We start from the raw sequence: 12,273 nt of genomic DNA, 5'->3' as shown, positions 1-12,273 counted from the left end.
TTATTCAACCGTTAACTGCATAAAGCCACTTGAGAAACGACCACTTTCAGGAATGTAACAAAGTAACTGCTGACCTTTTTCAAGGGTATTCGAGCGCAGTAGCTCCGATAACATAATGAAAATAGAGGCCGACCCTGTGTTGCCGCGCTCAGTTAAATTGGTGTACCACTTTTCGTATGGAATCGTAAAGTCGATGTTTTCAAGTCCTGCATATAAACGTTCTCTGAAATAACCCGATGAGTAGTGAGGTACAAATAAGGCGTAATCACTGGCAACGAGTTTACGTTTTTCAATGATGCGGCTTAGTGCGTCTTCTACGGTATATTTTACAATGTTTTCGTTCAGTAAACGCACATCTTGCTTGACCGTCATAATCGACTGTTGTGTCACTTCTTCTGCAGAAAAACGGGTCCAGCTTTTAAGTTGGCCGTCTTCTTGTTTTACTGCACCGGCGTACATACAGGTTTCTAATTCATTGGCGTACGAAATAATATCAATCCAATCAATTCTCAGATTGAGTTGTCCCGCCACGGGTTTGTTTTGTAAAAATGCGGCACCTGCACCGTCAGACAGCATCCAACGTAAGAAGTCTTTTTCAAAGGCTACTTCAGGGTTTTGTTCAAGTGTTTCAACTTTGTGCTGGCATTCTTTATCGAAATTTTTAGCAGTCATCATGCTAGAAGCAATTTCACTGGCAACCACCACGCTGTTCTCAACTTCTTCAGCTTTAATATTCAGGTAGGCATACTTAAGTGCGGTAACACCACATAAACAAATGCCTGATGTTGAAACCACCTCGCAGGGCGGATTGTTTAATTCACCATGCACCATTACGCCATGGTTAGGTAATGTTTGGTCTGCTTGGCTGGTACTCGCAATTAAACTTTGAATCTGATTAAGTTCAGTTGGATCAGTAAAAAGGCCTTTTACTGCTTGTGCTGCAAGCGACGCATTTGTGTGCGTCATTTCTTTGGTTTCTGGATCGATTGCGTAATAACGTTGCTTAATTTTGTTGCTTCGCAAAATTACAGCGCGCGCTCGAGATGGTTTATTGCCAGCCATTCCGAGCAGATTTTCCATTTCTTTGTTTGATACAGGCTGGTTCGGTAAAGCGTCAGCCATCGCTGTAATATAAACAGGACTTCCCATATGTACTACTCTCCAGATGGTTCAGCGTAATAGGCTTTTTGTTTTGCAATTTTTTTGCGTGTTAACGGCGCTATTAGCTTTTTAATAATTGCGGTAATCGGCACGACGGTGAGGATTAAAGTCACTAAGAATACAACATACACACTTAATCCAACGGCACGGCCAAAACTTTGCTGTGAGCCGAATTTTTTAAGAATTTTCGACCAAATAGAGAAGCTATGGTTGCCAACGCGTTCACTCGCAATCAATTTTTCATTTATCTTAACTGCCTTCATGCCAAAAAACATTGGGCGGGTAATCGGGGTATCATTCAATAACAAGCGTTGTCTGATAGCATAACCAAAGCGTTTTGCATCAGCGATATCTGTTTGTGATACACCTGCCGCAGGCACCCAACTAAGTGGCTTTTTCTTTCCTGTCATCATCCAAAGAGGTGTCGCTAAAAAGCTAAATGCAGCCCCGCAGTCATCGCTAAGCACGACGTTATCGACCAAGCTCGCATCGGCATCGGCCAATAGCTTTTTCATTTTTTCTTGCGCTGATAACCACATGCCACGACAACCGATCAACGTAACAACAGGGGTGTCTTTAAAAAGCTGTTTTGTTTGCGGTAATTGCAAGAAAGATGAAATTGGTAACGAAGGGGTTAAAAACCACACTTGATAACTAAGGATAATTAAGTCGTATTTTTCAAATTGAGTTTCAAACGGTTCTAGCTCAATTGGATCCATTGCGACGGTTTCAGGAAATACACGAAAGAACTGACCGAACGGCCAAGGAAAGGGGAAATCTACCTTAGGTTTGATCACTAAGTGATCAACTGTGATCTCTTTATTTTCCTTGAGAGGACCAACAACTGAGTCCAAAATGCTTGATAGTTGCCCAGTTTGTGAATAGTTAACAGTTAGAACTTTGCGCATTATTAAGACAGTATTTATTCCATTAAAAAGAAGTTATTATATAAAACATTAATATCTAAGTGAATCTTAATTGGACAATGTTTTGTATGTTAATGTTTAAGCGAAGTATTATTTTGTCGATTGCCTTATTTAGCGCTGTCTCCAACGCTAATAGCTTATCACTCGAGGTTGAAAATGATGTGGCTGCTTTGGGTACTTTGCATGTTCAGCTTTTTCAGTCAGAACTCGGTTTTTCGCAAGATTCAAAAGATTGGCAGTCGCTTACGCCTTATCAAGAGCAGCATATTGCGATTAATGGTCAAAATGTCTTGGTTGATTTTAACGACTTGCCAACGGCTTGGTACGCAGTTCGTTTATATGTTGACGAAAACGCCAATCAAAAGCTCGATTTATCTCGCGCAGGTATTCCTAAAGAAGCGGTAGGTTTTTCCAATAACCCTATGTTATTTGGCGGCAAACCTAAAATTGCCAAAACCAGCTTTAAATTATCTGAAAACAGTAAAAGCCAAATAAAATTAATGAAAGATAAACGAAAATAATCGTTTATCTTTCAAATAGAATGAGTTAGTTCACCACAAATGGTGTTTTTGCACCAGCATCCAATTGAGCGATTAGTTCGTGTGCATATACGTCTGTTGCTTGCTGCGGTGCTAATTCAACTAAAAGCGCGTAACAGCGGCGCGTTTTTTCACTTTCTTGCCAAATTACAATAATTGCAGCGTCGGAGTTTTGCTCAGATAAATCCAGTTCTGCCACTAACAACGTTTTACTTAGTTTGTTGTCGGTGCACCCTAAGAACAAATTGGTTGCTTCTAGGTTGAACTGTTTTGCCAAATAGTAATTTGCTGCATTGCCTACGGTTGCAACAAAATCGAGCGGTTTAAGCGGTGTATTTTGTGCTAAATCGAGCAGTAAACTTTGCAATAATTCCAATGAAAAATACTGTGCAGCGCTAAACAGTGCGTAACGGTTTTCACTATTTAAGCTCGGTGCAATTTTGGCAACCGCTTTCATTGCGGTTAACGTAAAATTATCGAGTCTGCGTCCATTAATTGCAAAATCGTGTTTTAATTCTTGGCGCAGTTGCTTATTGGTTTTGTCGCGTGGTTCGTCAACAATCGCGTAGTTCAGTACGTTTAATGTCATCAAGCCACCTCAATAATTAATGCCGCGTTATTACCACCAAAACCACAGTGATTAAGTAATATATGTTGGTAACTTGATAGTGGTTTTGCGTCACTAAACGGCCTTAAAATCGCATCTGTCTTTAGGTATTCTGGCCTTGGTATAACCAGCTGTTGCTGATGCAAGTAGTCCATTAATGCTAATTCTAATACGCCACAAGCCCCTAAGGTGTGACCAGTAAAAGGTTTAAAGGCAAAAATAGGCGCATGTTCAAGCCATTGATTAAATGCGTTTAGCTCAGCCTGGTCGTTATTTAAGGTGGCCGTGCCGTGTACTTTTATCAAATCAATTTGCTTAGCATCAAGATTGGCTTTTTTAAGCGCCATTTCAATAATGGCTTGAATATGTACGCCAGATTCTTGTGTCATGGTTAAACTGTAGTGATCACAGCCTGAACCATAACCAATCAATTTTAACTGAGATGGTGAGGTGGTGTGTTTTGCCATAACTAACGCAGCAACGCCTTCACCAAGTACCAACCCTGAGCGAGACTCACTAAAGGTACGTAGCCCTTGGCTACTTTGTAAATCGAGTGAATAAAAGCCTTCTACCGTTAGTGGGTTGTAAAACTCACAGCCAACAACAATGACATACTGCGCTTTATTTTGGTTTAGCAACTGGTCGGCTAAAATAACCGCGTTAGTGCCCGCAGTGCATGCTGTGTTGATGGTTAGGTGTAAGTCAGAGGTCGCAAACTGCTGCTTTAAATAACCACTTAAACGGTCGGTATTTGTAAGCCAAATAGTTTGCTCAGGTTTGGCTTCTACCGCACTGACATCTAAGCTGGTTGAACCGAGAATAATCGCTGTATTTGCAAGTTGTTCAGCAGTTAGTCCTGCTTTTTTTACAGCATTACCTACAACACTTGAGAGCGATGAAAGAATACGCTTTTCGCTGGTATCAACAGGTAAATCTTGCATTGCAAAAAACGGCACGTCAATTTGCTCTGCCGTTTTTACTGTTTGAAACTGCGTTGTGGAAAACTGTAATTCATTGCCGCGGCCACAGGCCGACCATGAATCAGAAGCAATAATATAACTAGGCAAGGTCTTTACTTTTTTCGCGTTCAATAAGTGCAACTATGGTGTTTATTGAGTAAAGGTCTTTACGACTTTCTTTTGAACTTTCAACACGAATACCAAAGTTTTGTTTGATAATTAAAGCAAGTTGTAGGGCATCAAGTGAATCTAAACCGACTTTAGAGTCATTGCCAAACAGCGGCGCATCGTCTTCGATTTCGTGCCATTCTATCTCATCTTCCTTGTCACACTCTTCAACAATAAGTTGTTTAAGTTTGTTTTTTAATTCTTCTATTTCCATTGTAATTTCCTAACTTTTAACTCGAATAGCCACAGTGCCAATACACCACAAATCACTGAAAAGATTATTAAAGGTAGGGCAGTGGTTAAGCTGAGTACGTCCGAGTCTGAGATAAATAAATTTTTAAGTCCTGATTGCGCCCAGTGCATAGGCGAAAGTTGCGCTATAGTTTGCATCGCCTTGGGCATGATGTCTAGAGGCACCATTAAGCCACTAATCGCCGCAAGTAAAATGTTAGTGCCGCCGCCTATTACAATCGCTTGTTCATGGCTTTTTATTTGGCTTGCGATAACCGCGCCAAAGGTCACGGCGGTGGCACAGGTTACGGCTAATAAAGGAAGGGCGGGCACGAGCTGCACTATATTAAGGCTAGGCGCATCGACCAATTTAGGTATAACCGTAAAGCCAATAATCATCAGCACAATCGCTTGCGTGAAACTGACTAAATAAAACGCCAATAGTTTGGCCGAAAAATATGCGGTATTTGAAATTGGAAAGGTGGTAACGCGCAATAACGTACCGTTTTGGCTTTCACTAATAAGCGTAATTGAAATCGGCAAAACAATAAAAAACACACCAAATACTAACCAAGATGGAATACTGTGCTGTACTGCTTGGTAGTTTTCTTCGCGCTTAAACGACACTAACTTTAATTGGTTGGTTTGCTCGCTCACTCGTGACATTTGCTCTGCAAGCGGCATGGACTCAGATAATTGCCCGGCATCGAGTAAGTAAATATGGAGCTTTACTTTCGCCAAAGCAATTTGCAAATGCTGCTTTGCTAAACTGGTCATCTGAGGCGATAAACTAGCTACATGACTAAAAGTGATCACTGAATTTGCCTGATCAGCAAATAGGGCATTTTCAAAGCCACTGGCAAGCTCAAGCGTAACATCGGCTTGTTGGTTTATATCTTGGCTAAATCCCACATCACTTAAATAGGCTTTGAGCAGCGATTCAGCCAAATTGCTATCCTGCTGGGTGATGTTTAAATTAATTGATTTAGTTAAATCTTCCGCTTTATTACTCAGTGCAAATGTCATAATCAACATAAAGCTAATCGGCATTAAAAAGAGCACAGCTAGGCTGTGTAAGTCGCTAAAAATAAGCCGGAATTCTTTAATGATACTCGCTTTAATCATAGTTCTGTAAACAGCTCTTTATAGTAGTTTTCGAGGTGCAGTGTTGAATAATTGATTTCACTAATAGGTGGTAATGAAACCTGGGTAAGCTGTGCGAGCAAAGCAAGTGGCTCTTTGCACGAGCTTATTTCAATTTGGCTTGGTGAGTTTAATTGTGTATTTGGTAATAACGCAGTAATGCCCGCGATGGCATCGTCGCACAATGCACTTTCAAAGCTAATTTGCAGTGGCGCGTTTTCGCTGTGAGCTGTTATATGAATAAGTTCACCGCGTTTTAAACCATAAATCGTATCGCAAATTTGCTCTACTTCGGTAAGTAAATGCGAGGTGTAAATAATGGTTGTGCCTTGCTGTTTTAATGTGGCAAGTAGCTGCATAATTAGCTCACGAGAAACCGGGTCAATTCCTACCGTTGGCTCATCTAAAATCAATACGCTAGGCTGTTTTAACAGCGCAATTGCCAAGTTTAAACGGCGTTTATAGCCACCTGATAAATTATCGGCTTTTTTGCTGCTTACGTGACTAAGTTGGCATTGGGCTAAGGTGTTTGTAACTAACTCATCGCAGTTATTCGTTTTGAGTAAACTGGCAAAATACGCTAGGTTTTGCTGAACCGTAAGACGCTCATAAAAAGCGTATTCTTGCGGCACAAGTGCCAGCTGTTGTTTGATAAATTGTCGTGGTGTAGCGTTATCACCATAGCAAACAGAGCCTGTTTGCGCACTGAGTAAGCCAGTAATAATCGAGATTAAGGTCGATTTACCCGCACCATTTGGCCCAATTAAACCAACGCATTCACCTGGCTTTATCACAAGAGAAAGATTATTAAGCGTATCGACATCATTACTTTTGTATCGAAAACTGAGTTGCTGCAGTTTAATAATGAAGTCGTGATCTGGCACTTACGTTCTCCCTTGCCATATATGGATATCAATTCAATATGCGTGGTTAAATTCAAAGAAAACCAACATATTAGACATAGTTGAACATTCTAACATGAGGATTTCTTGCGAAGACAGTAATTTTTTAATGGCACAGTGATGCACGCAAACGAAAAAATCCTATTTATTCACGCTGCTTTAATTGCTATTAAAGTGGTGAAACAGGTATAATTTCGCCCCATTTTTAACCTTGAATTTTAAGCGATTGGCGGGTATTCATGTCCAGTATTTCAACTGAAGTTGGCAAACGTCGCACCTTTGCGATTATCTCCCACCCGGATGCGGGTAAAACAACCATTACTGAAAAGGTACTTCTTTTCGGACAAGCTCTGCAAAAAGCAGGTACAGTAAAAGGTCGTGGTTCGAATCAACATGCTAAATCAGACTGGATGGAAATGGAAAAAGAGCGTGGTATCTCAGTTACTACCTCTGTAATGCAATTCCCGTACAACGACTGTTTGGTAAACCTACTCGATACCCCAGGACACGAAGACTTCTCGGAAGATACTTACCGTACACTCACCGCGGTTGACTCGTGCCTAATGGTAATTGACGCTGCGAAAGGTGTAGAAGACCGTACCCGTAAGCTAATGGAAGTAACGCGTCTTCGTGATACGCCAATTGTTACCTTTATGAACAAACTCGACCGTGATATCCGTGACCCAATGGAAGTAATGGACGAAGTTGAAAGTGAACTAAACATCGCGTGTGCTCCGGTTACGTGGCCAATTGGTTGTGGTAAAGAGTTTAAAGGTGTTTACCATATTCATCGCGATGAAACGATTTTGTACCAAACAGGTCAAGGTCACACAATTCAAGACGTGCGTATTGTTAAAGGGTTAGATAACCCAGAGCTTGACGCAGCAGTAGGTGAAGAACTGGCTGAATTACTACGTGAAGAACTTGAACTAGTGGTAGGTGCATCGCACGAATTTGACCAAGAGCTTTTCCTTGCAGGTGAATTAACACCGGTATTCTTTGGTACCGCACTTGGTAACTTTGGTGTTGACCATATGCTTGACGGTTTAACTAAGTGGGCACCAGCGCCACAGCCGCGTCAAACAGATGACCGCCTCGTTACTGCTGACGAAGAAAAGTTCTCAGGCTTCGTATTTAAAATCCAAGCAAACATGGACCCGAAACACCGTGACCGTATTGCCTTTATGCGTATTGTATCGGGTAAGTATGAGCAAGGTATGAAAATGGACCATGTGCGTATTGGTAAAAAGGTCAGCATATCTGATGCGGTAACCTTTATGGCTGGCGACCGTGAACGTGCAGCAGAAGCGTACGCAGGGGATATTATTGGTCTTCATAACCATGGTACGATTCAAATTGGTGACACCTTCACGCAAGGTGAAAAAATTAAGTTCAGCGGTATTCCAAACTTTGCGCCAGAATTATTCCGTCGCATTCGCTTACGCGATCCGCTTAAGCAAAAACAGTTACTTAAAGGCCTTATCCAGCTTTCGGAAGAAGGTGCAGTACAGGTATTTAGACCACTGCAAAACAATGACCTTATCGTAGGTGCGGTAGGTGTACTTCAGTTCGATGTAGTTGTGGCGCGCTTAAAAGCCGAATACAACGTAGATGCCATGTACGAAAGCGTAAGCGTTGCAACAGCGCGCTGGGTAACTTGTGACGATGCGAAAAAGCTAGAAGAATTCCGCCGTAAGTGCGAAGTCAACTTAGCGCTTGATGGTGGTGATAACCTAACGTACATCGCGCCAACACGCGTTAACTTAAACTTGTCGCAAGAGCGTTATCCAGAAGTTGTGTTCCACCAGACGCGTGAACACTAATCGGCTTATTATCAAAGTGTTGTAACTTTATTGCCTTCAGTTTCGGCATTAGTCATTTAGCGGACTAAACTCCTAACGCCCAAAACTTCGGCGGCTGCGTTACAACAATTGATAAATTGCCGATGGATAAGTTAAGTACTCAGCTCTCGCAGCATTTATTTAGTCAAAAAGTTAAGTTACATTGATAACGTGTTGTGTGATGTTGTCAGTTTTAAAAACGAATAAAAATGACATGGCTTGGTTGAGATTACTCCTAAGCGGTGTGTAACAGGAAATAGAGAATGAATATTCGTCAGATATTAGTAGAAAAAGCCGTTGCAGCTATGGTTGCAGCAGGTTTACCAGAAGATACCAACCCAGCGGTAACGCAAAGTACGCGCCCGCAGTTTGGTGATTACCAAATTAATGGTGCAATGGGCGCTGCGAAAAAGTTAAAAACGAATCCGCGAGAACTTGCACAAAAAATTATCGACAATCTAGATGTTAGCGATATTGCTTCGCAAACTGAAATTGCCGGCCCAGGTTTTATTAATATTCACTTAAAGCCAGAGTTTTTAGCAGACACGCTTTCATCTGCAAACCAAGATGAAAAACTGGGTGTTGCTGAGCATGCTAGCGCACAAAACGTGGTAGTAGATTACTCATCGCCTAACCTTGCAAAAGAAATGCACGTCGGTCATTTACGTTCAACCATTATAGGTGATGCGGTAGTACGTGCACTTGAGTTCCGCGGCGACTCCGTTACCCGTCAAAATCATGTAGGTGATTGGGGTACGCAATTTGGTATGTTGATTGCGCACCTAGAAGACTTACTTAACCAAGGTGTTGATCTTGAATCAGTTGCTTTAGCTGATTTAGAAACCTTCTACCGCGATGCGAAAAAACGTTTTGACGATGAAGACGGTTTTGCCGATAAAGCACGTGACTACGTAGTTAAGCTACAAGGTGGCGATGCTCACTGTGAAAAGCTGTGGAAACTGTTTATTGATACGTCAGTAAAACACTCTGAAGAAGTGTACGCAAAGCTAAACGTTACCCTTAAGCCTGAAGATATTAAAGCTGAAAGTGCATATAACGATGCGCTGCAAGGTGTTATTACACTGCTTAAAGAAAAAGGCATTGCTGTTGAAGACCAAGGTGCACAAGTAGTATTCCTTGATGAGCTTGCAAATAAAGACGGTGAGCCATCTGTATTTATCGTGCAAAAATCAGGTGGTGGCTTCTTATATGCAACTACCGACTTAGCAGCGTGTGATTACCGTTCTAACAAACTCGGCGCAGATCGTATTTTAATCTTTGTAGATGCGCGTCAAAGTCTGCACTTCAATCAAGTTGAATTAACAGCACGTAAAGCTGGCCTGTTACGTGACGAAACAACGTATGAGTTCTGCCCATTCGGCACCATGATGGGTGAGGATGGTAAACCATTTAAAACCCGTACTGGTGGCACAGTTAAACTAGCTGAACTATTAGAAGAAGCCGTAAGCCGTGCAACTGACAAGCTAGCAGAGCGCGAATCAGACCTAAGCGCTGAAGAACGCGCTGAAATCGCACGTAAAGTAGGTATTGGTGCAGTGAAATACGCGGATCTTTCTAAGAACCGTACCAGCGACTATATCTTCAACTGGGATACTATGCTGAGCTTTGAAGGTGCAACAGCGCCTTACTTACAGTATGCATACACGCGTGTGCGCAGTATCTTCCGTAAAGCAGGTATTGACGCTGCAAGCTTAAATGCACCAATTTCAATTGTTGAAGCGCAAGAAAAGGCGTTAGCAATCAAACTAATCCAGTTTGAAGAAGTGCTAGACCAAATGATTGGTGACGCGACGCCGCACGTTCTATGTAGCTACTTATATGAGCTTGCAAGCCTATACATGAGCTTCTATGAAACATGTCCGGTACTAAAAGACGGTGTTGAGCCAGCAACTAAAGAAAGCCGCTTAATGCTGTGTAATTTAGTGGCGAAGACGTTAGCTAAAGGTTTGGATCTTCTAGGTATCGAAGTAATGGAGCAAATGTAATTTGCTTCTTATTTCGCATTAATACTGCGTCAGGTTTTTAATCTACCCTAATCACATAGCGCACTATGCTCATGGGGCTAGATTAAAAACCTTCCTTGTCTAAATGCAAACTAGTTTGCAAATGGCATTGATATTTCTCTTTTCAATATCCGAATTATTTGCTCGCCTATTTGTAGGATTTTGCTTCGCTTTAGCTTTGGAGCTTACCATTGGCTCTAAAGTTATTTTGAAACATGGTTGTCGCGCTGGCGACAGCAGCCAAAAGATGAAAAGTGATCGAAACGCAGTTTCGCAGCACTTTGAAATGAGGTCCGGGATGACCGATGTCCCCAGCTTCATGGATGAATTTTAATATCAAATTTAAATACGCCGGCCCCCCTTTGGATTCCCCCGACGCCCTAAAATCAAACTGATTCTTCAAACATAATTTAAATGTGAACATAAACGCCATAAATCACCACGCTAAACGTCCCTGTACGCTTTCCAGCTCGAGGTCCTTTTCTCGTGTTCATAGCTAGCCGAACTTCGTTCGTCTCAAGACGCTATTCACCCATGCCTACATGTCTTGCTCGACCGCTTCGCTCCCTGTCTCGCATTATTCATTTAAATTTTACTTTCAGGTTTGATTAAAGGGGGGGGGATAAATCTTAGCAACGCTTTTCAATATCAGATTTGAGTGAGGAAGGTCGTTGGAAGTTTTTGTAATCCACTCACGATAACTATTTTAAATTTTATGTATATCGACACAGTTATAAGTGAATGCGGCAATCATTTTATCAATCGGCTCGCTATGTAAATTATAAACATTCTCGTCTATCTCATTTATGAAATTATAACGAGTTGAATTTAAATCTTTTAATTATGCTCATTTTTTACATAGCGAGTCATAAAATTTCTCGGTTATGCCAATTCTCGTTTTCTCCAAGTCAAAGAGCCATTGAGTGTTTAAATTAAAGTTGATAACCTATTAATATATTTAAATAAAAAGTATTAGTGTTCAGAATTTTTGACTGTATTCAATTTGGGATAACCGAGAATTCTCACTAATACACTGTCATGTTTCCTGTTACTTATTATGAAGTAATAATCGAGAAAATAAATTGTGTATAATATTTTTCAGTTGCTTTTGGTGTTTATAGTATTCCTTGGCTTATTTCATTATTTCTTAGTTTTTAAAAAAAACCTAAGTAAAAAACAATGGAAGCAAGTCGATTACATCTGGTTTTGTATGTCATTCATTGGTTTAATATCTTTAGCTTCTGATGTGCGTATAAGCCAAGTTTCTCAAGATAAATTAATTCAAGAGTCACACATGGAAACATTCTGGAATGTGGCTGATAGACTTTCTAAAGATGCTGCAAGTACTTACGAATGCAATGTATTTAAGATGTTTGATAACGACTCAGATAAGAAGGATTATGCACTAAATAAAGACCGATTCTCTTCAGCGTGTGAATGGAGGAAAGAGACTGAGTTATTTTTTTCTGATTTAAATCAAGAAAGTTATCCTGAAGTGAAAATTGATGATTTGCCTATACCAAAACTTGATAGTTCAGAGCTTTTAGGGGATTACGAGTGGTTACAGCGTGAGATACCTATATACAATTTACACAGAGAATCATGGTTAGAAATAAAAAGTAACTCGTTTAAGAATACGTTTGAGCAAATATTGTATCTCCTATCCCCATTTTTTATTGCAATTGCTTTAGCTTTGAGGCTGACAAAAGTTACGGGAGAAGTTAGACATGAGAATTAGTTTCTGAGCTCGTAAAACATAACAAACAATTTAA

General features: G+C 40.8%; 11 protein-coding genes. 4 read left to right on the top strand and 7 right to left on the bottom strand.

Going from position 1 to position 12,273, the window contains the following annotated elements; translation table 11 throughout:
- Together PSPO_RS11095 and PSPO_RS11090 are read right to left on the bottom strand one after the other, a co-directional pair.
- Positions 1-1,149 (bottom strand): beta-ketoacyl-ACP synthase III, encoded by a 1,149-nt coding sequence (locus tag PSPO_RS11095; RefSeq protein WP_010561844.1) that lies wholly within the window; start codon positions 1,147-1,149, stop codon positions 1-3.
- Positions 1,150-1,154: 5 nt separating this feature from the next.
- Positions 1,155-2,069 (bottom strand): hypothetical protein, encoded by a 915-nt coding sequence (locus tag PSPO_RS11090; protein ID WP_010561843.1) that lies wholly within the window; start codon positions 2,067-2,069, stop codon positions 1,155-1,157.
- 92 nt (positions 2,070-2,161) lie between these two features.
- Between PSPO_RS11090 and PSPO_RS11085 the strand changes: the two genes are divergently transcribed.
- Complete coding sequence (locus PSPO_RS11085; RefSeq protein ID WP_158523444.1) at positions 2,162-2,608, top strand: DUF2141 domain-containing protein; 447 nt, start codon at positions 2,162-2,164, stop codon at positions 2,606-2,608.
- Positions 2,609-2,633: 25 nt separating this feature from the next.
- Here PSPO_RS11085 and PSPO_RS11080 read toward each other — a convergent pair whose 3' ends face one another.
- The 5 genes from PSPO_RS11080 to PSPO_RS11060 are packed head-to-tail and all read right to left on the bottom strand — an operon-like array spanning position 2,634 to position 6,618.
- Positions 2,634-3,215, bottom strand: coding sequence for a hypothetical protein (locus tag PSPO_RS11080; RefSeq protein WP_010561841.1), 582 nt, complete (start codon positions 3,213-3,215; stop codon positions 2,634-2,636).
- Positions 3,215-4,300, bottom strand: coding sequence for a beta-ketoacyl synthase N-terminal-like domain-containing protein (locus tag PSPO_RS11075; protein WP_010561840.1), 1,086 nt, complete (start codon positions 4,298-4,300; stop codon positions 3,215-3,217). Before PSPO_RS11075 ends, PSPO_RS11080 begins: the two co-directional genes overlap by 1 nt.
- Positions 4,293-4,574: a phosphopantetheine-binding protein gene (locus PSPO_RS11070; RefSeq protein ID WP_010561839.1), complete on the bottom strand. Its 282-nt coding sequence runs from the start codon at positions 4,572-4,574 to the stop codon at positions 4,293-4,295. Before PSPO_RS11070 ends, PSPO_RS11075 begins: the two co-directional genes overlap by 8 nt.
- A complete protein-coding gene (locus tag PSPO_RS11065; RefSeq protein WP_010561838.1) occupies positions 4,565-5,716 on the bottom strand; it encodes an ABC transporter permease in 1,152 nt (383 codons plus the stop codon). The genes PSPO_RS11070 and PSPO_RS11065 overlap by 10 nt, the downstream gene beginning before the upstream one ends.
- Positions 5,713-6,618 carry an ABC transporter ATP-binding protein gene (locus PSPO_RS11060; protein WP_010561837.1) on the bottom strand — a complete coding sequence of 302 codons (906 nt, stop codon included), beginning with the start codon at positions 6,616-6,618 and terminating at the stop codon, positions 5,713-5,715. The genes PSPO_RS11065 and PSPO_RS11060 overlap by 4 nt, the downstream gene beginning before the upstream one ends.
- Positions 6,619-6,875: 257 nt before the next feature.
- On the opposite strand from PSPO_RS11060, the gene prfC reads away from it, so the two are divergent.
- The 3 genes from prfC (at position 6,876) to PSPO_RS11040 (ending at position 12,239) form a co-directional block, all read left to right on the top strand.
- A complete protein-coding gene (prfC, locus tag PSPO_RS11055; protein ID WP_010561836.1) occupies positions 6,876-8,459 on the top strand; it encodes a peptide chain release factor 3 in 1,584 nt (527 codons plus the stop codon).
- Positions 8,460-8,740: 281 nt separating this feature from the next.
- Complete coding sequence (argS, locus tag PSPO_RS11050; RefSeq protein ID WP_010561835.1) at positions 8,741-10,483, top strand: arginine--tRNA ligase; 1,743 nt, start codon at positions 8,741-8,743, stop codon at positions 10,481-10,483.
- Positions 10,484-11,585: 1,102 nt separating this feature from the next.
- Positions 11,586-12,239, top strand: a complete 654-nt coding sequence (locus PSPO_RS11040; RefSeq protein ID WP_010561833.1) for a hypothetical protein — start codon at positions 11,586-11,588, stop codon at positions 12,237-12,239.
- The last annotated feature ends 34 nt before the right edge of the window (positions 12,240-12,273 follow it).

The sequence above is a fragment of the Pseudoalteromonas spongiae UST010723-006 genome (assembly GCF_000238255.3).
Classification (GTDB): Bacteria; Pseudomonadota; Gammaproteobacteria; order Enterobacterales; family Alteromonadaceae; genus Pseudoalteromonas; species Pseudoalteromonas spongiae.
This window is presented reverse-complemented; position numbering and strand designations above follow the sequence as displayed.